The organism is Phenylobacterium glaciei (genome assembly GCF_016772415.1).
GTDB lineage: Bacteria > Pseudomonadota > Alphaproteobacteria > Caulobacterales > Caulobacteraceae > Phenylobacterium > Phenylobacterium glaciei.
Genome location: NZ_JAGSGD010000001.1, coordinates 2,417,950 through 2,440,733, shown reverse-complemented (window position 1 = coordinate 2,440,733; position 22,784 = coordinate 2,417,950). Strand labels below are relative to the sequence as shown.

The 22,784-nt window shown below is 67.2% G+C and carries 27 protein-coding genes and 1 tRNA gene; 23 read left to right on the top strand and 5 right to left on the bottom strand.

Annotated features, from left to right (window positions below; all coding sequences use genetic code 11):
- The first annotated feature begins 87 nt into the window (after nt 1–87).
- From JKL49_RS11930 to hemA, 5 genes are all read left to right on the top strand, one after another.
- Nucleotides 88–1,233: an acyl-CoA dehydrogenase family protein gene (locus JKL49_RS11930; protein ID WP_215342799.1), complete on the top strand. Its 1,146-nt coding sequence runs from the start codon at nt 88–90 to the stop codon at nt 1,231–1,233.
- Nucleotides 1,230–2,285: an enoyl-CoA hydratase/isomerase family protein gene (locus JKL49_RS11925; RefSeq protein WP_215340822.1), complete on the top strand. Its 1,056-nt coding sequence runs from the start codon at nt 1,230–1,232 to the stop codon at nt 2,283–2,285. The genes JKL49_RS11930 and JKL49_RS11925 overlap by 4 nt, the downstream gene beginning before the upstream one ends.
- 60 nt (nt 2,286–2,345) lie before the next feature.
- Nucleotides 2,346–3,101 carry a class I SAM-dependent methyltransferase gene (locus JKL49_RS11920; protein ID WP_215340821.1) on the top strand — a complete coding sequence of 252 codons (756 nt, stop codon included), beginning with the start codon at nt 2,346–2,348 and terminating at the stop codon, nt 3,099–3,101.
- 13 nt (nt 3,102–3,114) lie between these two features.
- Nucleotides 3,115–4,002, top strand: coding sequence for a 3-hydroxyisobutyrate dehydrogenase (gene mmsB / locus JKL49_RS11915; protein WP_215340820.1), 888 nt, complete (start codon nt 3,115–3,117; stop codon nt 4,000–4,002).
- Between the two features lie 167 nt (nt 4,003–4,169).
- Entirely contained in the window at nt 4,170–5,399 is a 1,230-nt protein-coding gene (hemA, locus tag JKL49_RS11910) for a 5-aminolevulinate synthase (protein WP_215340819.1), read from the top strand.
- 239 nt (nt 5,400–5,638) lie between these two features.
- Here the strand turns inward: hemA and JKL49_RS11905 are convergent, their stop codons facing one another.
- Nucleotides 5,639–6,070, bottom strand: a complete 432-nt coding sequence (locus tag JKL49_RS11905; protein ID WP_215340818.1) for a Ros/MucR family transcriptional regulator — start codon at nt 6,068–6,070, stop codon at nt 5,639–5,641.
- Nucleotides 6,071–6,246: 176 nt separating this feature from the next.
- Between JKL49_RS11905 and glyA the strand changes: the two genes are divergently transcribed.
- From glyA to JKL49_RS11860, 9 genes are all read left to right on the top strand, one after another.
- Nucleotides 6,247–7,536: a serine hydroxymethyltransferase gene (gene glyA / locus JKL49_RS11900; RefSeq protein ID WP_215340817.1), complete on the top strand. Its 1,290-nt coding sequence runs from the start codon at nt 6,247–6,249 to the stop codon at nt 7,534–7,536.
- A 41-nt stretch (nt 7,537–7,577) separates the two neighbouring features.
- A complete protein-coding gene (nrdR, locus tag JKL49_RS11895; RefSeq protein ID WP_215340816.1) occupies nt 7,578–8,051 on the top strand; it encodes a transcriptional regulator NrdR in 474 nt (157 codons plus the stop codon).
- Nucleotides 8,041–8,685, top strand: coding sequence for a RibD family protein (locus tag JKL49_RS11890; RefSeq protein ID WP_215340815.1), 645 nt, complete (start codon nt 8,041–8,043; stop codon nt 8,683–8,685). Before nrdR ends, JKL49_RS11890 begins: the two co-directional genes overlap by 11 nt.
- The gene (locus JKL49_RS11885) at nt 8,686–9,276 is read left to right on the top strand and encodes a riboflavin synthase (protein WP_215340814.1); all 591 of its coding nucleotides are present in this window, start codon (nt 8,686–8,688) and stop codon (nt 9,274–9,276) included.
- A gap of 38 nt (nt 9,277–9,314) precedes the next feature.
- Complete coding sequence (gene ribH, locus JKL49_RS11880; RefSeq protein ID WP_215340813.1) at nt 9,315–9,770, top strand: 6,7-dimethyl-8-ribityllumazine synthase; 456 nt, start codon at nt 9,315–9,317, stop codon at nt 9,768–9,770.
- Nucleotides 9,767–10,228 (top strand): transcription antitermination factor NusB, encoded by a 462-nt coding sequence (gene nusB / locus JKL49_RS11875; protein ID WP_215340812.1) that lies wholly within the window; start codon nt 9,767–9,769, stop codon nt 10,226–10,228. The genes ribH and nusB overlap by 4 nt, the downstream gene beginning before the upstream one ends.
- Nucleotides 10,212–11,153 (top strand): thiamine-phosphate kinase, encoded by a 942-nt coding sequence (gene thiL, locus JKL49_RS11870; RefSeq protein ID WP_215340811.1) that lies wholly within the window; start codon nt 10,212–10,214, stop codon nt 11,151–11,153. The genes nusB and thiL overlap by 17 nt, the downstream gene beginning before the upstream one ends.
- Nucleotides 11,154–11,196: 43 nt before the next feature.
- Nucleotides 11,197–11,658 (top strand): hypothetical protein, encoded by a 462-nt coding sequence (locus JKL49_RS11865; protein ID WP_215340810.1) that lies wholly within the window; start codon nt 11,197–11,199, stop codon nt 11,656–11,658.
- 186 nt (nt 11,659–11,844) lie between these two features.
- Entirely contained in the window at nt 11,845–13,995 is a 2,151-nt protein-coding gene (locus tag JKL49_RS11860) for a sodium-translocating pyrophosphatase (protein WP_215340809.1), read from the top strand.
- Between the two features lie 83 nt (nt 13,996–14,078).
- Here JKL49_RS11860 and JKL49_RS11855 read toward each other — a convergent pair whose 3' ends face one another.
- Nucleotides 14,079–14,564 (bottom strand): outer membrane protein assembly factor BamE, encoded by a 486-nt coding sequence (locus tag JKL49_RS11855; RefSeq protein ID WP_215340808.1) that lies wholly within the window; start codon nt 14,562–14,564, stop codon nt 14,079–14,081.
- Nucleotides 14,565–14,669: 105 nt separating this feature from the next.
- Here JKL49_RS11855 and JKL49_RS11850 point away from each other — a divergent pair, with 105 nt between their 5' ends.
- From JKL49_RS11850 to JKL49_RS11820, 7 genes are all read left to right on the top strand, one after another.
- A complete protein-coding gene (locus JKL49_RS11850) occupies nt 14,670–15,200 on the top strand; it encodes a ubiquinol-cytochrome C chaperone family protein (RefSeq protein ID WP_215340807.1) in 531 nt (176 codons plus the stop codon).
- On the top strand, nt 15,197–15,727 hold the full coding sequence (locus JKL49_RS11845; RefSeq protein WP_215340806.1) for a YceD family protein: 531 nt from the start codon (nt 15,197–15,199) through the stop codon (nt 15,725–15,727). The genes JKL49_RS11850 and JKL49_RS11845 overlap by 4 nt, the downstream gene beginning before the upstream one ends.
- An 85-nt stretch (nt 15,728–15,812) precedes the next feature.
- A complete protein-coding gene (plsX, locus tag JKL49_RS11840; RefSeq protein WP_215340805.1) occupies nt 15,813–16,877 on the top strand; it encodes a phosphate acyltransferase PlsX in 1,065 nt (354 codons plus the stop codon).
- Complete coding sequence (locus JKL49_RS11835) at nt 16,870–17,850, top strand: beta-ketoacyl-ACP synthase III (RefSeq protein WP_249778080.1); 981 nt, start codon at nt 16,870–16,872, stop codon at nt 17,848–17,850. The genes plsX and JKL49_RS11835 overlap by 8 nt, the downstream gene beginning before the upstream one ends.
- 132 nt (nt 17,851–17,982) lie before the next feature.
- Nucleotides 17,983–18,285, top strand: coding sequence for an integration host factor subunit alpha (locus tag JKL49_RS11830; protein ID WP_215340803.1), 303 nt, complete (start codon nt 17,983–17,985; stop codon nt 18,283–18,285).
- Nucleotides 18,286–18,298: 13 nt separating this feature from the next.
- The gene (locus JKL49_RS11825) at nt 18,299–18,727 is read left to right on the top strand and encodes a MerR family transcriptional regulator (RefSeq protein ID WP_215340802.1); all 429 of its coding nucleotides are present in this window, start codon (nt 18,299–18,301) and stop codon (nt 18,725–18,727) included.
- 98 nt (nt 18,728–18,825) lie between these two features.
- Nucleotides 18,826–18,902: transfer RNA gene (locus tag JKL49_RS11820), tRNA-Pro, on the top strand.
- A gap of 43 nt (nt 18,903–18,945) precedes the next feature.
- On the opposite strand, the gene JKL49_RS11815 is transcribed toward JKL49_RS11820, so the two are convergent.
- Together JKL49_RS11815 and JKL49_RS11810 are read right to left on the bottom strand one after the other, a co-directional pair.
- A complete protein-coding gene (locus JKL49_RS11815; protein WP_215340801.1) occupies nt 18,946–19,143 on the bottom strand; it encodes a DUF2842 domain-containing protein in 198 nt (65 codons plus the stop codon).
- 20 nt (nt 19,144–19,163) lie between these two features.
- Nucleotides 19,164–19,412, bottom strand: a complete 249-nt coding sequence (locus JKL49_RS11810) for a GlsB/YeaQ/YmgE family stress response membrane protein (protein WP_215340800.1) — start codon at nt 19,410–19,412, stop codon at nt 19,164–19,166.
- A 151-nt stretch (nt 19,413–19,563) separates the two neighbouring features.
- Between JKL49_RS11810 and JKL49_RS11805 the strand changes: the two genes are divergently transcribed.
- Nucleotides 19,564–20,595, top strand: coding sequence for a COX15/CtaA family protein (locus JKL49_RS11805; protein WP_215340799.1), 1,032 nt, complete (start codon nt 19,564–19,566; stop codon nt 20,593–20,595).
- 61 nt (nt 20,596–20,656) lie between these two features.
- Here JKL49_RS11805 and JKL49_RS11800 read toward each other — a convergent pair whose 3' ends face one another.
- Nucleotides 20,657–22,078 (bottom strand): alkaline phosphatase PhoX, encoded by a 1,422-nt coding sequence (locus JKL49_RS11800; protein WP_215340798.1) that lies wholly within the window; start codon nt 22,076–22,078, stop codon nt 20,657–20,659.
- A gap of 230 nt (nt 22,079–22,308) precedes the next feature.
- Between JKL49_RS11800 and rplM the strand changes: the two genes are divergently transcribed.
- A complete protein-coding gene (gene rplM, locus JKL49_RS11795) occupies nt 22,309–22,782 on the top strand; it encodes a 50S ribosomal protein L13 (RefSeq protein WP_215340797.1) in 474 nt (157 codons plus the stop codon).
- Nucleotides 22,783–22,784 lie beyond the last annotated feature (2 nt).

Sequence of the window (22,784 nt, the reverse complement as noted above, 5' to 3'; positions counted from 1 at the left end):
GCCGCGACTCCCCCGGCGCACAGCGCGCGTCGTTGACAGGTTGCGCCAGCGGAGCGAACTCCTCAAGCCAACTGCTTCGAGGCCTGCCTGATCATGGATTTCAACCTCAACGAAGACCAGCGCGCCATCGAGGACGCCGCCCGCGTCTTCGCGGCCGAAGAACTGGCGCCGCACTCGGCCCGATGGGACGAAGACAAGCACTTCCCGGTGGATGTGATGCGCAAGGCCGCGGGCCTGGGCTTCGCCGGCCTCTATGTTCAGGAGGACGTCGGCGGCTCGGCCCTGACCCGGCTGGACGCCTCTATCGTCTTCGAACAGCTCAGCTATGGCGACGTGTCGACAGCGGCCTTCCTGTCGATCCACAACATGGTTTCGTGGATGATCGACCGGTTCGGCTCCGACGACCTGCGTCATCGCTACCTGCCGAAGCTCACCAGCATGGAGCTGATCGCGTCCTACTGTCTGACCGAGCCGGGCTCGGGGTCGGATGCCGCGGCCCTGGCCACCACGGCGAAGAAGGACGGCGACCACTACGTCCTGACCGGCTCCAAGGCCTTCATCTCCGGGGCGGGGACCTCCGACGTCTACCTGGTGATGGCGCGCACTGGGGTGGCCGGCGCAAAGGGGATCTCGGCCTTCGTGGTGGAGAAGGACCAGCCCGGCGTCTCCTTCGGCGCCCAGGAGCGCAAGATGGGCTGGAACGCCCAGCCGACGGCCCAGGTGAACCTGGACGGGGTGCGCGTGCCGGAGGCCAACCGGCTGGGCGGGGAGGGGGAGGGCTTCCGCTTCGCCATGGCCGGGCTCGACGGCGGGCGGATAAACATCGCCTCCTGCTCCCTGGGCGGGGCGCAGCTGGCCCTGGATACGGCGCGGGACCACCTGCTGACACGCAAGCAGTTCGGCCAGGCCCTGGCCGAGTTCCAGGCCCTGCAGTTCCGGCTGGCGGACATGGCCACCGAGCTGGACGCCGCCCGTCTGATGGTGCGCCGGGCCGCCGCGGCCCTGGATGCGCGTGATCCCAAGGCCACCCAGTACTGCGCCATGGCCAAGCGGTTCGCCACTGACGTGGGTTTCGAGGTCGCCAACCAGGCCCTGCAACTGCATGGTGGCTACGGCTACCTGAAAGACTATCCGCTGGAACGGATCGTGCGCGACCTGCGGGTCCACCAGATCCTGGAAGGCGCCAACGAAATCATGCGGGTGATCATCGCCCGGGAGCTGTTGCGGCAATGACTGACGACGAAGTCCTGGTCCGCATCGAAGGCCGTGTGGGGCGCCTGACGCTCAATCGGCCCCAGGCGCTCCACGCCCTGACCACTAGGATGTGTGAAATCCTCACGCAGGCGCTGCTCGCCTGGAAGGACGATCCGGCCGTGGACCTGGTGCTGCTGGACCATTCCGGCGAGCGCGGTTTCTGCGCCGGCGGCGACATCCGCATGCTGGCCGAGAGCGGGGCTGCGGACGGCAAGGCGGCGCGCGAGTTCTTCTTCAAGGAATACCGGCTGAACCACCTGCTGTTTGACTACGCCAAGCCGGTGGTCACCATCATGGACGGCGTGACCATGGGCGGCGGCGTGGGGCTCGCCGCGCCTTCGCAATATCGGGTGGCCACCGAGCGAACCACCTTCGCCATGCCCGAGACCGGCATCGGCCTGTTCCCGGATGTCGGCGGCGGCTGGTTCCTGTCCCGAATGCCTGGCCATATCGGCCTGTGGCTGGCGCTCACCGGGGCCCGGCTGAAGGCGGCCGACTGCGAGCTGGTAGGGATCGCCACCGACTTCATCCCGAGCGATCAGGTCGAGGCCTTCAAGGCGGCCGTGGTCGCCGGCCCCGCCGCGATCGAGACCTTGCTGACCCAGTTCGAGGGCGACGCCGGTCGGCCCCGCCTGGCCGAGCATCAGGATGAGATCGACCGCATCTTCGGCCTGGGCAGCGTCGAAGCCATCGTCGAGGCCCTGCAGCACTCCGACAGCGACTGGTCGGATGATCAGCTCAAGGCCCTGGCCGGCAAGTCGCCCCAGACCATGAAGGTCGCCTTCCGGCAACTGGCCCTGGGCGGCAAAGCGGCCAGCTTCGCCGACAACATGGAGATGGAGTACCGGATCGGCGCGCGCGTGGTTCAGCGCCACGATTTCATCGAGGGGGTTCGGGCTGTCATCATCGAGAAGGACAATGCGCCGAAGTGGGATCCCCCCACCCTGGAGGGTGTCACTGAGGCCATGCTCGACGATATCTTCGCGCCCCTGCCTTCCGATGACGCCTGGTCGCCCCTAACTCCACCGTAACGACACGCGTCGGGCCGCCGAATGGTATCCCGAGAAACAACGACATTTGGGAGAGAACCGATGACACGCAATCTGTTGCTGGCCGCCGTTGCGGTCCTGGCGCTTTCCACCGGCGCCGCCCAGGCCGCGCCCTCCAAGGAGGTCGTCGCGGCGGTCGCCGACGCCGGACGTCCCGAGGCCGACACCAAGCGCGACGCCGACCGCAAGCCCGCCGAGATGCTGGAATTCGCCGGTATCAAGCCCGGCCAGACCGTGGCCGACTTCCTGCCCGGCGGCGGCTACTTCACCCGCATCTTCTCCAAGGCCGTCGGTCCCAAGGGCGTGGTCTACGCGGTGATCAATGCGCCGCCGGCGACGCCGGCCCCCGACGCCAAGCCCAACCCGATCCTCGCCGTGGCCGCCGACGCCAACTATCCCAACATCAAGGTGGTGCAGGGCAGCTTCCAGACCCTGGCCCTGCCGACCCAGGCTGACGTGATCTGGACCTCGCAAAACTATCACGACCTGCACCTCGCCCGCTTCAACCTGGACGTGGCCGCGGTGAACAAGGCGGTCTACGCGGCCCTGAAGCCGGGCGGCGTCTATATCGTGCTGGACCACGCCGCCCTGCCGGGCGCGCCGCTGGACACCGCCGACAAGCTGCACCGCATCGACCCGGCCATCGTGAAGAGCGAGCTGGCCGCCGCCGGCTTCAAGTACGAGGGTGAGAGCACCCTGCTGCGCAACACCACCGACGACCACACCAAGGTGGTGTTCGACCCGACCCTGCGCGGCCACACCGACCAGTTCATCTACAAGTTCCGTAAGCCCAAATAAGGGAGCGTCGCCCATGACGCGGATCGCGTTCATCGGTCTGGGAAACATGGGCGGCGGCATGGCCGCCAACCAGGCGAAGGCGGGCCATGCGGTTTCCGCCTTCGACCTGTCGGCCCAGGCGCTGGAGAAGGCCGTGGCGGCGGGTTGCCGCGCGGCCGACTCGGCGGCCGAGGCCGTCTCCGACGCCGAGGTGGTGATCACCATGCTGCCCGCCGGACCCCACGTCCGGGCGGTCTATGCGAATGAGGTGCTGGCCAAGGCGCCGGGGAGCGCCCTGCTGATCGACTGCTCCACCATCGATGTGGAGAGCGCCCGGGCCGTGGCCGCCGACGCCAAGGCGCTGGGCTTCCGTTTCGCCGACGCACCCGTCTCGGGTGGCACGACGGCGGCGGAGGGCGGGACCCTGGCCTTCATGGTCGGCTGCGACGAGGCTGATTTCGCCGCGGTCGAGGCCACCCTCGATCCCATGGCCCGGGCCGTCATCCGGGCCGGCGACCACGGGGCGGGGCAGGCGGCCAAGATCTGCAACAACATGGTGCTGGGCATCTCGATGATCGGGGTGTGCGAGGCCTTCGCCCTTGCCGAGAAACTGGGCCTGGATCCCGACCGATTCTTCGAGATCGCCACCAAGTCCTCGGGCCAATGTTGGTCGCTCAGCAACTATAGCCCCTGGCCCGGCCAGGTGCCCGCCGCGCCATCGAATCGCGACTATGAGGGCGGGTTCGCCACGGCCATGATGCTGAAGGATCTGAAGCTCGCCCAGGAGGCCGCCGCCAAGTCCGGCGCGGCCACGCCAATGGGCGCACAGGCCGAGGGCATGTATGCGCTGTTCGACCGGCTGGGTGGCGGCGGCAAGGATTTCAGCGCCATACTGCAGCTGTTCCGGGGCAACCTGCCTTGAGAATGGTTATCACCGTTCACGAACTCTGACTGCGCGCTCACGAAATGTGCGGTCTTGCGACATGACGGATTGTAGACAACAGGGGCCCGGGGCGCGATAAGCCCCGGCGAAGCAAGGGGACCGGTCGCGGCGCGAGATCGTCGAACGCGTGACCGGAATTCAAGTCGATGGATTACAAGGCCGCGTTCAGCACCGCTCTCGAGCAGATCCATGCCGAGGGACGTTATCGGGTCTTCGCCGACCTGAAGCGTCACCGTGGACAGTTCCCGCGAGCGACCTGGACGCGTGAGGACGGTGTCTCTTCAGACGTCATCGTCTGGTGCTCCAACGACTATCTCGGCCAGGGCCAGAACCCGGTCGTGCTCGACGCCATGCATCAGGCCATCGATGAGGCCGGCGCAGGCTCGGGCGGCACGCGCAACATTTCCGGCACCACCCACTACCATGTCGAGCTGGAGGCCGAGCTGGCTGACCTGCACGGCAAGGAAGCCGCCCTGCTGTTCACCTCCGGCTATGTGTCCAACGAGGCGTCGCTCTCGACCCTCTACAAGATCCTGCCGGGTCTGATCATGTTCTCCGACGAGCTCAACCATAACTCGATGATCAGCGGCATCCGGGCCGGCAAGCGCGAGCAGCGCCGGGTGTTCCGCCACAACGACCTGGCCCATCTCGAAGAGCTGCTGATGCAGGTCCCGCTGGACGCGCCCAAGGTGATCGCTTTCGAGAGCGTCTACTCCATGGACGGCGACATCACCGACATGCGGGCGATGGTGGCCCTGGCCAAGACGTACAACGCCATGACCTACCTGGACGAAGTCCACGCGGTGGGCATGTACGGCCCCCGCGGCGCGGGCGTGGCCGAGCGTGACGGCGTCATGGACCAGATCGATATCATCGAAGGCACGCTCGCCAAGGGCTTCGGCGTCATGGGCGGCTATATCGCCGCCGACGCGGTGATCGTCGATGCGATCCGCTCCTATGCCGACGGCTTCATCTTCACCACCTCGATCCCGCCGGCCCTGGCGGCCGGCGCCGTGGCCTCGATCCGCTATCTCAAGGACCACAACGAGATCCGCATCGCCCATCAGGAGCGCGCCGCCGCCCTGAAGGCCAGGCTGACCAAGGCCGGCCTGCCGGTCATGCCCTCGGAGAGCCACATCGTTCCGGTGCTGGTGGGTGATCCTGTCCACTGCAAGATGATCAGCGACATCCTGCTGGAAGAGCATGGCGTCTACGTCCAGCCGATCAACTATCCCACCGTGCCCCGCGGGACCGAGCGCCTGCGCTTCACCCCCTCGCCCGCCCACACCGACGCCATGATGGACGACCTGGCCCAGACGCTGGAAATGCTGTGGGCCCACTGCAACATCAAGCGCGTCGGCGGCTACGCCGCCTAGATCACGCGTATTGCGAAACAGGAAAAAGCGTCGCCCACGGGTGACGCCTTTTCATTCCTGGCGCCAGCTGCCTCGCCGCCGGTTCGAGCAGGTGGTCACCGCCACCCGGATATGCTCCCCACCGGCCGTGCATATTGCCCAATCGGGCGTGGAGGCGCATAAGGCGCGTGTAACCACCGCTTCGGAGACGCCTCAACTTCGCTTTCCATCTCAACGATCTGGCGGCTCGTCCGCCCAAATCACGTCCGTCGCCGCACGCCCTTGCCCAGGCCGATCTGCTTGGCGAAGTCCGAGCGCCGCGCCGCATAGGCCGGCGCCACCATCGGATAATCCGGCGGCAATCCCCACCGACGACGATAGTCATCCGGGCTCATGTCGAAGCGCGAGCGCAGATAGCGCTTGAGCATCTTCAACCTCTTGCCGTCTTCAAGGCAGACGATGAAGTCGTGCTGGATCGACTTGTTGATCGGCACCGCGGGCTTGGGTCGCTCTTCCAGAGCAACCGGGGCGGCATGGCCAAGTCCCCGCAGAGCCTGGTGCACGGACCGGATCAGATCTGGCAGGTCGTTCTGCGACACCGAGTTACGGCTGACGAAGGCCGAGACGATCCCGGTGGTCAGCGACAGAACCTCTTCGCCGTCGGTCTCGTCGGCTTCCCTGTCGATACTCATCAAGCGCCCCCTGGGTACATGGCATTACCAACGCCAGAGGACCCCTTCGCCCAGGGTCGTCAGACTTGGCGTGAACGCTCCCCGCACAACTTGGTTCCCAACGTTTGGCCCCGGGCCCGCAAGGCGGTAAAGAGCCGCTCAGGCCCGTCCTCCCCAGATTCCCGAAAGGCCCTCTCATGACCGCCCAAGCCGCCAATTTCATCGACGCCTTCTTTACCGCGCCCGCTTCCGAGAGCGATCCGGCTGTCTCCAGCGTGCTGACCCGCGAACTCAAGCGCCAGCAGGACCAGATCGAACTGATCGCGTCGGAGAACATCGTCAGCCGCGCGGTGCTGGACGCCCAGGGCTCGGTCCTGACCAACAAGTATGCCGAGGGTTACCCGGGCAAACGCTACTATGGCGGCTGCGAAGTGGTGGACGAGGTGGAGGTGATCGCCATCGAGCGCGCCAAGCAGTTGTTCGGCTGCGAGTACGTCAATGTGCAGCCCAACTCGGGCAGCCAGGCGAACCAGGCGGTGTTCATGGCCACCATGAGCCCCGGCGACACCTTCATGGGCATGGACCTGGCGGCCGGCGGCCACCTGACCCATGGCAAGAGCGTCAACCAGTCGGGCAAGTGGTTCCGCCCCGTGGCCTATGGCGTGCGCCAGCAGGATCACATGATCGACTATGACCAGGCCGCCGAGGTGGCCCTGGCCGAGAAGCCCAAGGTGATCATCGCCGGCGGCTCGGCCTATTCGCGCGCCATCGACTTCGCGAAGTTCCGGGAGATCGCCGACAGCGTCGAGGCCCTGCTGATGGTGGACATCGCCCACTATGCGGGCCTGGTGGCCGGCGGCGCCTATCCCAACCCGTTCCCGCACGCCCACATCGTCACCACGACCACGCACAAGACCCTGCGCGGTCCGCGCGGCGGCATGATCATGACCAACTCCAAGAAGTGGGCCAAGAAGATCGACAGCGCGGTCTTCCCCGGCCTGCAGGGCGGTCCGCTGATGCATGTCATCGCCGGCAAGGCCGTGGCCTTTGGCGAGGCGCTGCGTCCCGAGTTTAAGCAGTACGCCCGTCAAGTCGTTGAAAATGCGCGCGCCCTGGCCGACAGCCTGCAGGTCGCCGGGTTCAAGATCGTCTCGGGCGGCACCGACAGCCATCTGATGCTGGTGGATTTGACGCCGAAGAGCGTCTCAGGCGCCGACGCCGAGATCGCCCTGGAACGAGCCGGGATCACCACCAACAAGAACGGCATCCCCTTCGATCCGCTGCCGCCCATGCAGACGTCCGGGCTGCGGGTTGGCACGCCCGCCGGCACGACGCGGGGCTTCGGTCCGGCGGAATTCCGCCAGGTCGGGACCTGGATCGGCGAAGTGCTCGATGGCGTGGCCGCCGGCGGCGACAACTCCGCGATCGAGGCCAGGGTGAAGGCCGAGGTCCTGACCTTGACGAAACGCTTCCCGATCTACAGCTAATCCCTCTAATAGGGGTTGGATTGGCCAGGAGGGGCTAGATCATGCGCTGCCCGTTCTGCGGCCATCTCGAAAGCCAGGTGAAGGACAGCCGCCCGTCGGAAGACGGCGCGGCCATCCGACGCCGTCGCCTGTGTCCCGAGTGCGGTGGCCGCTTCACCACCTTCGAGCGTGTGCAGCTTCGCGAGCTGACCATCCTGAAGCGCTCTGGGCGCCGTACGCCGTTTGAACGCGATAAACTCGCGCGCTCGATTTCGATCGCCACCCGCAAGCGCCCCATCGAGCCCGATCGCATCGAGAAGATGATCTCCACCATCGTCCGCCAGCTGGAAAGCATGGGCGAGACCGAGCTGCCGTCGTCGGCCGTCGGCGAGATGGTGATGAAGCAGCTCAAGGCCCTCGATGACGTCGCGTATGTCCGCTACGCCTCGGTCTATCGCGACTTCCGCGAGGCCGGCGAGTTCGCGACCTTCCTCGGCGAAGAGGGCCTCAGCGAAGGCTCCGAGGATGAGCGTTAGCCTCAAGCTCGCCACCTCCCTCGACGGCCGCATCGCCACGGCCACGGGAGAGAGCCGCTGGATCACCGGGGATCAGAGCCGCCAACAGGTGCACCGGCTGCGCGCAGAGCATGACGCCGTCGTCGTGGGTGTCGAGACGGCCTTGGCCGACGATCCCGAACTCACCGTCCGGATGCCCGACTTCAACGGCCCGCAGCCCGCCCGCGTGGTGCTGGACAGCCGCCAGCGGCTGGCCGACGGCTGCAAGCTGATCGCCACGGCCCGCGACATACCGACCTACCTGATCTCCACCACGACGCCGCAAGCGCGCCTCGTCGACGCAGGGGTCCGCGTCCTGCAGGTTCACGCCGTGGGCGACGAGCGGCCCGAACTGCACGACGTGGTCCGGGCGCTGGCGGCGGAGGGGCTGACGCGGTTGTTCATCGAGGGCGGCGGGCAGGTTGCGGCCAGCTTCCTGCGTTGTGGTCTGGTGGACCAGCTGGAGTGGTTTCGCGCGCCCATCATCATCGGCGGGGAGGGGCGGCCGGGCATCGGCGCCCTGGCCATCCAGGCGCTTTCCGACGCGCCGAAGCTTAAGCGGGTTGATCTTCAGCTGCTGGGTCCCGATGTGTGGGAACGCTACGAGAGGATCTGAATGTTCACCGGCATCGTCACCGATGTGGGCCGCGTCCGCGCCGTCCGCGACACCAACCGCGACCGCAGGTTCGAGATCGAGACCAGGTTCGATCTCGCCACCGTCGATATCGGCGCCTCCATCAGCCACGCGGGCTGCTGCCTGACCGTGGTGGAGAAGGCCGACGGCTGGTTCGCCGTGGAGGTCTCCGGCGAGACCCTGTCCCTGACCACCCTGTCGGACTGGGAGGAGGGCCGCCCGGTTAACCTGGAGCGCGCCGCGCGGGTGGGCGACGAGCTGGGCGGTCATATCGTCTCGGGCCACGTCGACGGCGTCGGCGAGGTGATCTCCATCGAGAGCGAGGGCGGATCGCACCGAGTCCAGGTGCGCGTGCCCCGGCCCCTGCACCGCTTCATCGCGCCGAAGGGCTCCATCACCATCGAAGGCGTGTCCCTGACGGTGAACGAGGTCGAGGACGACGTTTTCGGCGTCAACCTGATCCCCCACACCTGGGACGTGACCACGCTGGGAACGTTGAAAGTGGGCAGCCGCGTCAATCTGGAGATCGACATGCTGGCTCGGTATCTCGCCCGCTGGCGAGAAACAGCCTAAAGGACGCGCTCAAGTCAGGTCGCGTCCGGAAAGAATCCATGCTCGAAGACAAAATCCGCCTCCTCATCGTCGAGGCGCGCTTCTATTCCGACCTGGCCGACGCCCTGCTGCAGGGGGCGGCAGACGCCATCACCTCGCAGGGCGCGGAGTATGACGTCGTGACCGTGCCCGGCGCGCTGGAAATCCCTGGCGCCATCGCGCTCGCCGAAGAAGGCGGCGCCACCGGCGTGCGCTATGACGGCTATGTGGCGCTCGGCACGGTGATCCGCGGCGAGACCTATCACTTCGAGATCGTCTCCAACGAGTCGGCCCGCGGGATCATGGACCTGACGGTCGGCAAGCGCCTGGCCATCGGCAACGGCATCCTGACCGTCGAGGACGAAGAACAGGCCTGGGCGCGGGCCAAGGCCAGCGAAGGCGACAAGGGCGGCGGCGCGGCTCGCGCGGCCCTGACCATGATCTCTCTTAAGAGCCAGCTGATGGGCGCGCGATGAGCAAGCCCAAACAGGCCCGCTCGGTCGCGCGCCTGGCCGCCGTCCAGGCGCTGTATCAGATGGAAGTCTCCGGGGTCGGCGTCGAGGCCGTGATCCGCGAGTTCACCGACCACCGCTTCGACCGCGGCATTGAGGGGGACGGGGAGGGCGATCCCCTGGCTGCCGCCGACGAGGCCTTCTTCGCCGAGCTGGTCCGCGGCGTGGTGGGCAGCCAGCGCGAGATCGACGCCGCCGTGGTCAAACGCCTGGCTGTCGGCTGGAAGCTGGATCGTCTGGACGCCACCGTGCGCGCCATCCTGCGCGCCGGCGCCTACGAGCTGTCCCATCGCGAGGATGTGCCGGTCGAGGTGGTGATCGACGAGTATGTCGAACTGGCCAAGTCGTTCTTCGAAGGTCCGGAGCCGGGCTTCGTCAACGGCGCCCTCGACAAGGTGGCGCAGGATGTCCGCGCCGGATGAATTCGAACAGATCGCCCGGCTGTTCCGCCCGCTGACCCGCGGCGCGGCCGAGGCCTTCGATCTGCTCGACGACGCCGCGGCCATCCCTTCGCGACCTGGCTTCGACCTGGTGGTCACCAAGGACGCCCTGGTGGCCGGGGTTCATTTCCAGCCGGACGATCCGCCCGACATCGTGGCGCGCAAGCTGCTGCGCTCCAATCTCTCCGATCTCGCGGCCAAGGGCGCCGAGCCCTACGGCTACTTCCTGATGACCGCCTGGCCCGCGGGCTTCGGCTGGAAGCAGCGGCAGGAGTTCGCGCGCGGCCTGGATGAGGACGGCTTGGCCTTCGACGTCATCCTGCTGGGGGGCGACACGGTCTCCACGCCGGGTCCGCTGATGGTCTCCATGACCCTGCTGGGCTGGGTTCCGAGCGGGACGATGATCCGCCGGGGCGGAGCCAAGGCCGGCGATCTGTTGCTGGTCAGCGGGCCTATCGGCGACGGTTGGCTGGACTGGGGGCCGGGCTGGGGGCAACTGGACCGCCGCTGGCTGCCCGACGCCCACCGCCTGCCCAATCCCCGCCTGGACCTCCGCGAGGCTCTGCGCGCCCATGCCAGCGCCGCCGCCGACGTCTCCGACGGCCTGGTGGCCGACGCCGGCCATATCGCCCTTGCGAGCGGCCTGGGCCTGCGGCTCGATCTCGAGAGGATGCCACTCTCCAAGCCCGCCCGCGCCTGGCTGGCCACTCAGGACGACCAGGTCGCCGCCCTGCTGAGCCTGGCCACCGGGGGTGACGACTACGAGATCGTCTGCACGGCCCCGGCCGATCACCCCGAGCTCATCGGCCTGACCGTCATCGGCGAGATGGTGGAGGGCGAAGGTATCGAGGTTCGGGTGGGCGACCAGGTCATTGACCCGGGCCAAGGCGGCTGGACCCACAAATAGGCGACGCAAGCTTCCGGAAACCATATCCTGCCAGGGTAGCTCCATGGATCGCCGCGCTCTCCTCGCCCTCGCCCCCCTGGCGCTCCTCGCCGGGCCTGCCCTGGCGTCTGAAGAGAAGTCGGCCGGCAAGCCTGAAGTCGGCCAATATGTCGACCTCGCGCCGGTAGCCCTGCCCATCGTCGTGCGCGGCCTGCTGATCAACTATGTCTTCGTTTCGGTGCGCATCCAGCTTTCGGCGCTCGCCAACACCGCCAAGCTGCGCACTCGCGAGCCCTATTTCCGCGACGCCCTGGTGCGGGCCGGACATCGCGCGCCTTACTTCACCCTGGCCACCGACTACACCAAGGTCGACGAGGTCAAGCTGCGGTCCGTCATGCAGCGCGAGGCCATCGCCATCGCCGGCGCCAAGGATATCAAGACCGTGACGGTGATCTCCCAGTCGCCCAAAAAGCGCACGGGCCTGCCGGACCCCAAGGCCAACGCGGCGCGCGAAATCCGGCCCTGAGCCGCCTTTGGGCAATACCGTTGCTTCCGGGCGCCAGTTTTGGCACCCTCAAGCTCTCAAATAAAAGGCGCGTCGCCAAAGACGGGCCAACTGGGGAAACACCATGGGGCCGGGAACACACCGACGCGCGCGCCAAAGGCCGTCGTCGTCCCCCCTCCGCGCAATCGCAAAAGGGGCTTTCAGATTATGAGTTTAACGCTTGAGCTGGTGATCGCCGCCGGCTTCCTGGCGGTGCTTTACGGCATCTTCCAGGCAGTCGCGCTGCTCCGGGAATCTCCCGGGAACGCGAAGATGCAAGAGATCGCCGCCGCCATTCAGGAAGGCGCGCAGGCCTATCTGAAGCGCCAGTACACCGCCATCGCGATCGTCGGCTTCGTCGTCCTCGTCGCGCTCTACTTCCTGATCGGTTCGTATTCTGCCGCCGGGTTCCTGATCGGCGCGGTGCTCTCGGGCGCCGCCGGCTTCGCCGGCATGCTGATCTCGGTCCGCGCCAACGTGCGCACGGCGCAGGCCGCTTCGGAGAGCCTCGCCAAGGGTCTCAAGCTCGCTTTCACCTCGGGCGCCATCACCGGCCTCCTGGTCGCGGGCTTCGCCCTGATCGGCGTCGCGGGCTATTACGGCTTCCTGACCGGCGTGCAGGGCCTGGTCCCGACCGACCGCCACGTCATCGACGGCCTGGTCTCGCTGGGCTTCGGCGCCTCGCTGATCTCCATCTTCGCCCGTCTGGGCGGCGGTATCTTCACCAAGGGCGCCGACGTCGGCGGCGACATGGTGGGCAAGGTCGAGGCCGGCATCCCGGAAGATGACCCGCGTAACGCCGCGACCATCGCCGACAACGTGGGCGACAACGTCGGCGACTGCGCCGGCATGGCCGCCGACCTGTTCGAGACCTATGCGGTGACCACCGTCGCCACCATGGTCCTGGCCGCCATCTTCTTCGGCGGCTCGGCCCTGCTGCCCAACATCATGCTGCTGCCGCTGGCCATCTGCGGCGTCTGCATCATCACCTCGATCATCGGCACCTTCGCCGTTCGCCTGGGCAAGTCCGGCTCGATCATGGGCGCCCTCTATCAGGGCCTGATCGTCACCGGTGTGCTCTCGGCCATCGCGCTCTGGTTCCTGATCCCCGCGCTGGTGACCGAACCCCTGACCGTGAACGCCGGCACCCCGCTGGAGAAGACCTTCGACTCCCTGTCGCTGTTCTACTGCTCCATGGCGGGTCTGGTGATCACCGCGCTGATCGTGATGATCACCGAGTACTATACGGGCACCAACTTCCGTCCCGTGAAGTCGGTCGCCCAGGCTTCGGTCTCCGGCCACGGCACCAACGTGATCCAGGGCCTGGCCATGAGCCTGGAGGCCACCGCGGCGCCTGCCCTGGTGATCATCGTCGGCATCATCGTCACCTATAACCTGGCGGGCCTGTTCGGCATCGCCATCGCCACCACCGCCATGCTGTCCCTGGCGGGCTTTGTCGTCGCGCTGGACGCCTTTGGTCCGGTCACAGACAACGCCGGCGGCATCGCCGAAATGGCCGGTCTGCCCCCGGAAGTGCGTGTCACCACCGACGCCCTCGACGCGGTCGGCAACACCACCAAGGCGGTCACCAAGGGCTATGCGATCGGCTCCGCCGGCCTGGGCGCCCTGGTGCTGTTCGCGGCCTATACCGAGGACCTGAAGTACTTCGCGGCCAACGCTGAACCCGGGTCGTTCTTCGACGGCCTGGGCGCGGTGGCCTTCGATCTGTCCAATCCGTACGTCGTGGTCGGTCTGCTGTTCGGCGGCCTGCTGCCCTTCCTGTTCGGCGGCATGTCGATGACCGCAGTCGGGCGCGCCGCGCAATCGGTGGTGGTCGAGGTGCGTCGTCAGTTCCGCGAAAACCCGGGGATCATGACGGGTGAGGTGAAGCCGGAATACGGCCGCGCCGTGGACATCCTGACCAAGGCGGCGATTCGCGAGATGATCGTGCCGTCGCTGCTGCCGGTGGCCTCGCCGATCGTGCTGTTCTTCGTCATCAACGCCATCGCCGGCAAGGTCGACGCCTTCGCCTGCGTCGGCGCGATGCTGATGGGGGTCATCGTCACCGGCCTGTTCGTCGCCATCTCGATGACCTCGGGCGGCGGCGCGTGGGACAACGCCAAGAAGGTGATCGAAGAAGGCTTCACCGACTCCGACGGCGTCCTGCACGGCAAGGGTTCGGAGGCTCACAAGGCCGCCGTGACCGGCGACACCGTCGGCGACCCCTACAAGGACACCTCGGGCCCCGCGGTGAACCCGATGATCAAGATCACCAACATCGTAGCTCTGCTGCTGCTCGCGATTCTCGCGGCGCACTAACGGCCTCGCCGATCAGACATGAAGACGCCCCGGAGAGCGATCTCCGGGGCGTTTTTCTTTGGGTCGATGCTGTGGTGCAGGGCTTAGCGGCGGTCGCCCGGGCGGCTGCCGGGGACGCCCTCGTCCTCGTTGGGCAGCACGGTGCCGCGTCCGACCGTGCCGATCAGCTGTTCGAAGATGGTCAGCTCGCGGCCGCGGGTCGGGGTCTCACGGCCGTTGAAGGCGATGACCTTGCCGTCCTTCAGGCTGTACTGGCTGACGCTCTCCACCACCTCGGTGTCCTTGTTGAAGGCGATGGCGGTGACGTCGCGCCGCGTGGTCTTCGGCATGCGGAAGGCCACCGTCTCCTTGATCTGGTCGATATAGAACCAGACATTGGGGTCGAAGGTGGAGGTGGCCGACGGCGAACCCAGCCGGCCGCGGACGATCGACTTGGTGTCGGTCCCCACCTTCACGTCCTTGGGATTGGCGTCGATGGCCTGGAACCCCGAATAGGTGGTGATCGGCGCGCAGGCGGCCGTGGCCATGAGACCGGCGGCGATTGCGGCGAAGGCGACACTGCGAAACATGTGCGGATCAGACCCGTTCAATTTTCCTGGGCTTTGACCTATCGCTCGCGGCCCCTTACTGCAATGCCGCCCTTAAAGACCCCTCAGGGCGAAATCGAGGCCGATATGCTTCTGGACCGTTTGTTCCGCACAAAGCCCGCCCTGACCGCCGGCCGCGCGCTCTATGCCGCCGTGGTCGATCAGTCGCGCACGCCGGCCCTCTATGAGGTCTACGGCGCGCCCGACACCGTCGAGGGCCGCTTCGAGATCTATACCCTGCACGTCTTCCTGCTGCTGGATCGCCTCAAGCGCCAGGGACCGCAGGCCAGCGACACCGCCCAGGCCCTGTTCGACACCTATGTCTCGTCCCTGGATGACGCGCTGCGGGAGATGGGGGTCGGCGATCTTTCGGTGGGCAAGAAGATGCGCAAGCTGGGCGAGGCCTTCTACGGCCGGGTGAAATCCTACGAGACAGCCTTTGAGTCGCTGCCCGACACCGCCGCCCTGAACGCCCTGCTGCTGCGGACGGTCTATGCCGAGACCGAGTCGGCGGCCCTGCCGAAGCTGGCGGACTATGTGGTCGCCCAGCGCGTGGCTCTGGCTGAAGAGCCGCTAGAGCGTCTGTTGTCCGGTGACGCCGCCTGGAGCCCCGCATGAAGCGCGCCTGGAGCCAGACGATTCGGCTGCAGGAGCTCTCCAAGGGCCCGGTGAAGGTGCGCCTGGCGCCGGACGCCGAGACCCGCGCCCTGATCGCCAAGGAGATCGGTCTGGCGAGCCTGCCGGCCCTCACCGCCGACATAACCGTTCACGCCTGGCTGGATGGGGCGGAGATCCTGGGCCAGCTCGACGCCGTGGTGGAGCAGATCTGCGGCGTCAGCCTGGACGCCTTCGAACAGCCGCTCACCGCCGACATCGAGTTCCGGGTGGTGCCCGCCGGCAGTCCGAATGCGCCGGCTGAGTCGGACGCCGCCACGGTCGAGCTGGAATTCGATCCCGACGAACTCGATCCGCCCGACGTCCTGGCCGATGAGGAAATCGACCTCTCGGCCTACCTCATCGAGCAGCTGGCGCTGGAGGTCGATCCCTTTCCCCGCAAGCCTGGGGCGGTGTTCGACTATCAACCCGACACCGCCGATCTGTCGCCCTTCGCCGCGCTGAAGAAGCTGAAGGGGGAGGGCGAATGATCGCGCCGCCCTTGCGCGGTTTGCATCGCCTTGCCTGGGCTGTATCGTCCCGGCTCCGTCGCAACAGGGGGCTGGACGCAGCGTTTTGAACCGAACCCTCGTCATTTCCATCGATGCCATGGGCGGCGACCACGGACCTTCCGTGACCGTTCCCGCCCTGGCGCTCGCCGCCAAGGCCATGCCGGCCAGCACGCGCTTCCTGGTGCACGGCGACGCGGCGGCGCTCGACCCTGAGTTCGCCCGGCACCCGGCGTTGAAGGCCCAGGTCGAGGTCCGGCACACCGACAAGGTCATCGCCTCGGACGAAAAGCCTGCCGTCGCCCTGCGCCGCGGCAAGGGCAGCTCGATGTGGAACGCTGTCGAGGCGGTGAAGGCGGGCGAAGCCGTCGCCGCGGTCTCCTCCGGCAACACGGGCGGCCTGATGGCCATCTCCAAGCTGATCCTGCGGATGAGCGTCGATGTCGACCGCCCCTGCCTGGTGGCGAGCTGGCCCGGCGCCAAGGGCCTGACCACGGTGCTGGACGTGGGCGCCAATATCGACTGCGACGCCGAGCGCCTGGTGGAGTTCGCCATCATGGGCGAGGCCTTCCACCGCGCCTTCCACGGCGTGGCCAAGCCCACCGTCGGCCTGGTCAATGTCGGCTCCGAGGACGTGAAAGGCCACGAGGAGGTGCGCCTGGCGCACGCCATCCTGCGCTCGGGCAAGTTCGACCTGGACTATCGCGGCTTCATCGAGGGCGACGACCTGTCGAAGAACACCGTCGATGTCGCCGTCACCGACGGCTTCACGGGCAACATCATGCTGAAGGCCGCCGAAGGCACCGGACGCTACGTGGAGGCCGAGCTCCGCGCGGCGCTCACCAGCTCCCTGATCACCACCGCCGGGGCTCTGCTGGCGCGCTCAGGCCTGCGTAAATTCGGGCAGAAGCTGAACCCGCCCCGCGCCGCGCCGCTTCTTGGCCTCAATGGCGTGGTGGTGAAGTCCCATGGGGGCGCCAAGGCCCAGGACTTCGCCGACGCCATCCTCATGGCCGCCAGCCTTTCGCAAAGCGACTTCGCCACCGAGGTCGAAAAGAATATGACGCGGCTCACGGCCGCCGTGGCCGAGTCGAGTGCGCCGGCCGCCGATGGAGCTGCAACCGTTGACTAAAGTCCTGCGTAGCGTCGTGACCGGGGTCGGCGGTTATCTCCCCGACGAGATCGTCACCAATGCCGACCTCTCCAAACTCGTCGATACAACTGACGAGTGGATCATCGAACGCACCGGCATCCGCCAGCGCCACCGCGCCGCGCCGGACCAGCCGGTGTCCGATCTGGCGGTGGAAGCCGCCAGGAAGGCCCTGGCCGCCGCCGGCAGGACCCCGGCCGACGTCGACCTGATCATTGTCGGCACCACCACGCCCGACCTGACCTTCCCGGCCGTGGCCACCATCGTGCAGCGCAAGCTGGGCTGCCCGGTGGGCATCGCCTTCGATGTCCAGGCGGTCTGTTCGGGCTTCGTCTACGCGCTATCGACCGCCGACGGCTTCGTGGCCCGCAACCGCTCCAAGTGCGCCCTGGTGATCGGGGCCGAGACCATGACCCGGCTGATGGACTGGACCGACCGCGGCACCTGCGTGCTGTTCGGAGACGGGGCCGGCGCCGTGGTGCTGGAGCCGGGCGAGGGCGAGGGGACCACGCAGGACCGTGGCCTGCTGGGATTCGCCCTGCGCGCCGACGGGACCAAGCAGGACCTGCTCTATGTCGATGGCGGGGTCTCCACCAACGGCCAGATCGGCCACCTGCGCATGCAGGGCAATCAGGTCTTCCGCCACGCCGTGGTGAACATCTCCGAGGCCGTGGTGGCCGCCGCCGCCGACGCGGGCGTCAATGTCGCCGACGTCGACTGGTTCATTCCCCACCAGGCCAACCAGCGCATCCTGGAGGGCGTGGCCCGCCGGCTGGGCATCGACGAGAAGAAGGTCATCTCCACTGTGGCCAAGCACGCCAACACCTCGGCGGCCTCGATTCCCCTGGCGCTGTACGAGGGCATCACCGACGGCCGCATCAAGCCCGGCCAGCTGCTGCTGCTGGAAGCCATGGGCGGGGGCCTGACCTGGGGCGCCTGCGTCGTGCGCTTGTAGGCGAAAGCTTCAAGTCCGTCCCCGGTTACGCCTTGAAGTCTTTGACCTGATGCGACAATCAGGTCATGACGGTTATTCGACGTTCCCGCGTTTGCGGCCCGTCGACAGTGTTCAGTAGGGGCAGGGGCGAGGATGAAGGGCGCGACGGTAACGCGAGCCGACCTGTGTGAGTCGGTTCACGAGGAGGTGGGTCTGACCCGCCAGGATTGTTCCGAACTGGTCGAGCGCACGCTCGAACTGGCCGCCCAGGCCCTGGAGCGCGGTGAGCAGGTCAAGCTTTCGGGCTTCGGCGTGTTCCAGGTGCGCGCCAAGCGGGCCCGCATGGGCCGCAACCCCAAGACCGGCGAACCCGCCGCGATCGAACCTCGGCGCGTGATTGGTTTCCGCGCTTCGCAGGTCATGAAGGCGCGAGTAGACCGCGCCCTCGGAAAGTAGCGAGAGGCCCCCCGTGGCCAAGGGCCCGGACGCCTTTCGCACGATTTCGGAAGCGGCCGACGAGCTGGGCGTGCCCCAGCACGTGCTGAGGTTCTGGGAGACCAAGTTCTCCTTCATTCGCCCCATGAAGCGGGCGGGCGGGCGCCGGTTCTACCGCCCGCAGGACATCTCGATGCTGCGCGGGGTCAAGACCCTGCTCCACGAGGACGGCTACACCATCAAGGGCGTCCAGCGCCTGCACAAGGAACAGGGCCTCAAGCGCCTGCTCTCGGCCGCCAGCGGGGAGGGCGCGCCGCCCCCCGCGCCGGTGAGCGATGAGGTCCCCGTCCTGGGCCTCTCCAATCTCCGCCTGGGCGCCGACGACCGCGAACGTCTGGTCTTCGCCCTCGACGACCTTCAGGCCGCCAAGCGCCGCCTGGACGCGCTTCTCAAGCGCGGCTGATCAAGCTGGGCCCTGGGTCTGGCGCAGATATCGCTCATGCCGGAAATTCGCGCTTGCCCGTGCGCCGCAAGAGGTTAGAAGGGCCGCCTTGCCGATGTCGGAGCGTGGCGCAGCCTGGTAGCGCACTTGACTGGGGGTCAAGGGGTCGCAGGTTCGAATCCTGTCGCTCCGACCATCGACAAGCTTAAAGGGCGCTCTCGCAAGGGGGCGCCCTTTTGCTATTTGCCCCGGTTCATCCAGGACAGCAGCGGCAGGATGGGCACGCCCCAGCCGATGCCGGCCACGGCGTAGAACAGCGTCTTGATGAAGATCTGATCGGGGACGTACTCGGCGATCGCCGTCACCGCCCAGATATAGGCGGCGAGGAAAACCAGGATACCAATCCCGCCGACGAACTTCCGGACACGTGCGCTCATGGCGCCCGTATAGAGCCGAGTTAGCGTCGGCGGAAGATGGCGAAGGGCGCGAGGAACAGGATCGAGCCGACGGTGGCGGCGATCAGGCTGCCCCAGACCCCCACCAGTTGGATATCGAGGCCCGTCGCGATGGCGTGTCCCAACAGGGCGCCGACGAAGCCCACGGCCATGTAGACGAACAGGCTGTGGCGGCGGCCGAGCGCCAGGGCCGCGAACCAGCCGGCCAACATCACGATCAGGATCTCACCATAGAGGCCCACGCCGTCCATAAATCCGCCTCAACGCCCCCGTCTGGCTGTGTCCCGGACCATCCCTGGTTCACATGTCGCGTGCAAGTGGCGTGCAAGCGTGGACGCCGCTTGGCTTCTCAGGTAGCGGGTCGCCCAGGAACGCCCCCGAAAGGTTCTGAAGTCCACTCCCATGACGTCCTTCCTCCGCTCGGATCGGTCGAGACCGGTCGCTATCTGGCTCTTCGCCGTCGCCCTCCTGGTCCTGGCCATGGTGGTGGTGGGCGGGGCAACGCGCCTCACCGATTCCGGTCTCTCCATCACCCAGTGGAAACCGGTGTCGGGCGCTCTGCCGCCGATGTCGGCCGGCGACTGGAACGAGGAGTTCGCGCGCTACCGCGAGATCCCGCAGTACATCCAGCTGAACAAGGGCATGAGCCTGGGGGCCTTCAAGGCCATCTACTGGTGGGAGTGGGGCCACCGACTGCTGGGCCGGCTGGTGGGCGCGGCTTTCGCCGTGCCCTTCGCCTATTTCCTGATCCGGCGGCAGATCCCCAAGCGGCTGATCTGGCGCTGCGCGGTGCTGTTCGGCCTGGGTGGGCTACAGGGACTGGTGGGCTGGTGGATGGTGGCCAGCGGGCTCTCTGACCGCGTCTCCGTCGCGCCCGAGCGGCTGACGATGCACCTGGGCCTGGCCTTCGCCCTGCTGGCGGGCCTGGTCTGGACCGGCCTGGACGCCTGGACCGGCGCCCCGCGCCAGACCGTGCCCAGCGCCTGGAACTGGCGGGCGCTTGGCCTGGCGGCCCTGATCTATGTGCAGATCCTGCTGGGAGCGCTTGTGGCCGGCAACGACGCCGGGCTGGTCTACAACGACTGGCCGCTGATGAACGGCGCCCTGTTCCCCGCCGACTACGCCGGGGCGAGCCTCTGGGCGACCCTGGCCCACAGCCAGGCCGCCGTGCAGTTCCATCACCGCATCATGGCCTACCTGCTGCTGATCCTGACCCTGATCGTCGCCGTGGGCGCCCAGCGCTCGCGCTACCTGCCGGCCGGGGCCAAGGTCCTGGCCCTGGTGCTGGGGGGCACGGTCCTGGTCCAGGCGGGCCTGGGGATCGCCACCCTGATGGCGGGCGTGCCCCTTTGGCTGGGTCTGCTGCACCAGATCACCGCGGCCCTGCTGCTGGCCTTCGCCACCGCCTTCGCCTGGCGGGTGCGCCGTCCGTAGCGTCTTTAGCTTGGTCGCGTGACGGTCGCCGGAACCGGTATCCACTTCACGCTGTCACGCTCTAGGCTTTAAAGCTCGCCCACGGCCCGGTGATGGCGAGCGTCTTGCCCGGCCAGTAGATGTTGACGAACATCGTCGCGCCGTCCGGTGAGAAGCAGATGCCGGCCAGCTCCGAATTGGCGCCCACGTCGCCGCCGTCGATCGCGGCGTTGCGGCCCATCGTGTAGATCTTGCCCTGCGGTGTGATGGCGCGGAGGAAGTTGATCCCGCCGATCTTGTCCTCGCAGACCACCAGCTGGCCCCAGGGCGAGACGGCGATGTTGTCGCACATCTCCATGACCTTGATGTCGAGGGGCTGCGCGAACAGCTGCAGACGGCCCGGCTGATCGACCTCTCCAGCCTGGCCCTCGTGGGGGCTGGGGACGTAGCGCATGACCTGGCCGCCGCGGCCCGGGCCGCCGCTGGTGCAGGCGAAGTAGATTTCGCCCTGGCCGTAATAGATGCCCTCGCCGCGGGCGAACCAGGCCGCGCCCTTGGTGTGGCCGCGATAGCGGAGGTCCTCGTAGGGATTGTCGACGCCGTCCATGTCGACCCAGTGAACGGGGCGGCTGTCGCCCGGCTTCCAGTAGGCGGCTTCCCAGTTGCGCGGATCGCCGTCCGCGCCCTCGGGCAGGCACAGCGCCTGCAGCTTGCCGCCCGCCAGCAGCTTGGTGCGGTCATTGGGCAGGTAGCGGTAGAAGAGGCCAAAGCCGTCCCCCATGTCCTCGGTCATGTAGACCACGCTGGTGCGCGGATCGACGGCGGCGGCCTCGTGCCGGAAGCGGCCCATGGCCTTGATGGGGTTCGGGTCGGCCACGCCTTTGCCGCGTGACGGCACCTCGAAGACCCAGCCGTGATCCTTGCCGGCGTCCTGGCCGGCGTTCTGGGTGGTTTCCTCGCAGGACAGCCACGAGCCCCAGGGCGTGATTCCACCCGCGCAGTTGGTGGAGGTCCCGGTCAGGCTGAGGTGTGAGCGTTCCAGCGTGCGCTTGCGCAGGTCGTAGACCATCGTCGTGGTCCCGCCGCCGAAGGGCAGGCCGTCGTCGCCCCGGTCATAGATGCGGTCGGCGGCCATCTTGCCGGATAGCGCCCGGCCGGGGCCGTAGGCGGTGATCTCGGTGTCGGTCGGCTTGATCTCGTGGTTGCGCACCAGGGCGACGCGGTCGTTGTCGAGGGCGAAGCAGCCCATGCCGTCCATCTTCGAGGGCGTGATCAGCCCGTCGCTCATCGGGTCGCCGGCCTTGGAGACCACGGTATAGGAGAAGCCTTCCGGCAGGTCGAAGATCCCGGCCGGATCGCGCTTGAGCGGCCCATAGCCCGGCGCCTCGTTGCGATAGCTATCGGTCTCCACCAGCCCGTCCTGGGCGCTGGCGAAGCGGGAGAAGCCGGAGAAGGCGAGGGTGGCCGCGGTGGCGCGTATAAGCTGGCGTCGCGAAGTGAACATGGGGCATCCAGGGATCGGCGCCGGCGCGGCGCGCGCTGGGGAGCTTCGACCATAGTCGCGTGACGTTCTCTTAACGCGGTATTATGGTACCCTGCTCCGGAAACCCTTATTCCGTAAGGATTTCCGCCCAGTCTCTCTTTGAAGTTGTTGACAGGTCAGCCCAGCCGACGTATCAGCTCGCCTCTTTCGTCGGGATCGCCTGGTCCCAACCCAATTACGGACCCGTTCCCATGATGAAGACGACGGCTTCTCTGAAGCCCGCCGACGTCACGAAGAAGTGGATCGTGATCGATGCCGAGAACGCCGTCGTCGGCCGTCTCGCCTCGTTCATCGCCATGCGTCTTCGCGGCAAGCACCGCCCCGACTACACCCCGCACGTCGATTGCGGCGACTATGTCGTCGTGATCAACGCCCACAAGGTGAAGTTCACCGGCAAGAAGCTGACCGACAAAATCTATTACCGCCACACCGGCCACCCCGGCGGCATCAAGCAGCGCAGCGCCGGCCAGGTGCTGGACGGCAAGTTCCCGGAACGCGTCCTGGAAAAGGCTGTCGAGCGCATGCTGCCCAAGGAAAGTCCCCTGGCGCGCGCCCAGATGACCCATCTGCGCCTCTACAATTCCCCCGAGCATCCGCATGAAGCGCAGACGCCGGAAACCATCGCGTTCGCCCAAATGAACACCAAGAACGTGCGGAGCGCGTAAGC

Excerpts from the sequence above, each read along its gene's own strand:
- JKL49_RS11925 (WP_215340822.1), top strand. The coding sequence starts at position 1,230 with ATGACTGACGACGAAGTCCTGGTCCGCATCGAAGGCCGTGTGGGGCGC.
- JKL49_RS11920 (WP_215340821.1), top strand. The coding sequence starts at position 2,346 with ATGACACGCAATCTGTTGCTGGCCGCCGTTGCGGTCCTGGCGCTTTCC.
- mmsB (WP_215340820.1), top strand. The coding sequence starts at position 3,115 with ATGACGCGGATCGCGTTCATCGGTCTGGGAAACATGGGCGGCGGCATG.
- hemA (WP_215340819.1), top strand. The coding sequence starts at position 4,170 with ATGGATTACAAGGCCGCGTTCAGCACCGCTCTCGAGCAGATCCATGCC.
- JKL49_RS11905 (WP_215340818.1), bottom strand. The coding sequence starts at position 6,070 with ATGAGTATCGACAGGGAAGCCGACGAGACCGACGGCGAAGAGGTTCTG.
- glyA (WP_215340817.1), top strand. The coding sequence starts at position 6,247 with ATGACCGCCCAAGCCGCCAATTTCATCGACGCCTTCTTTACCGCGCCC.
- nrdR (WP_215340816.1), top strand. The coding sequence starts at position 7,578 with ATGCGCTGCCCGTTCTGCGGCCATCTCGAAAGCCAGGTGAAGGACAGC.
- JKL49_RS11890 (WP_215340815.1), top strand. The coding sequence starts at position 8,041 with ATGAGCGTTAGCCTCAAGCTCGCCACCTCCCTCGACGGCCGCATCGCC.
- JKL49_RS11885 (WP_215340814.1), top strand. The coding sequence starts at position 8,686 with ATGTTCACCGGCATCGTCACCGATGTGGGCCGCGTCCGCGCCGTCCGC.
- ribH (WP_215340813.1), top strand. The coding sequence starts at position 9,315 with ATGCTCGAAGACAAAATCCGCCTCCTCATCGTCGAGGCGCGCTTCTAT.
- nusB (WP_215340812.1), top strand. The coding sequence starts at position 9,767 with ATGAGCAAGCCCAAACAGGCCCGCTCGGTCGCGCGCCTGGCCGCCGTC.
- thiL (WP_215340811.1), top strand. The coding sequence starts at position 10,212 with ATGTCCGCGCCGGATGAATTCGAACAGATCGCCCGGCTGTTCCGCCCG.
- JKL49_RS11865 (WP_215340810.1), top strand. The coding sequence starts at position 11,197 with ATGGATCGCCGCGCTCTCCTCGCCCTCGCCCCCCTGGCGCTCCTCGCC.
- JKL49_RS11860 (WP_215340809.1), top strand. The coding sequence starts at position 11,845 with ATGAGTTTAACGCTTGAGCTGGTGATCGCCGCCGGCTTCCTGGCGGTG.
- JKL49_RS11855 (WP_215340808.1), bottom strand. The coding sequence starts at position 14,564 with ATGTTTCGCAGTGTCGCCTTCGCCGCAATCGCCGCCGGTCTCATGGCC.
- JKL49_RS11850 (WP_215340807.1), top strand. The coding sequence starts at position 14,670 with ATGCTTCTGGACCGTTTGTTCCGCACAAAGCCCGCCCTGACCGCCGGC.
- JKL49_RS11845 (WP_215340806.1), top strand. The coding sequence starts at position 15,197 with ATGAAGCGCGCCTGGAGCCAGACGATTCGGCTGCAGGAGCTCTCCAAG.
- JKL49_RS11830 (WP_215340803.1), top strand. The coding sequence starts at position 17,983 with ATGAAGGGCGCGACGGTAACGCGAGCCGACCTGTGTGAGTCGGTTCAC.
- JKL49_RS11815 (WP_215340801.1), bottom strand. The coding sequence starts at position 19,143 with ATGAGCGCACGTGTCCGGAAGTTCGTCGGCGGGATTGGTATCCTGGTT.
- JKL49_RS11810 (WP_215340800.1), bottom strand. The coding sequence starts at position 19,412 with ATGGACGGCGTGGGCCTCTATGGTGAGATCCTGATCGTGATGTTGGCC.
- JKL49_RS11805 (WP_215340799.1), top strand. The coding sequence starts at position 19,564 with ATGACGTCCTTCCTCCGCTCGGATCGGTCGAGACCGGTCGCTATCTGG.
- JKL49_RS11800 (WP_215340798.1), bottom strand. The coding sequence starts at position 22,078 with ATGTTCACTTCGCGACGCCAGCTTATACGCGCCACCGCGGCCACCCTC.
- rplM (WP_215340797.1), top strand. The coding sequence starts at position 22,309 with ATGATGAAGACGACGGCTTCTCTGAAGCCCGCCGACGTCACGAAGAAG.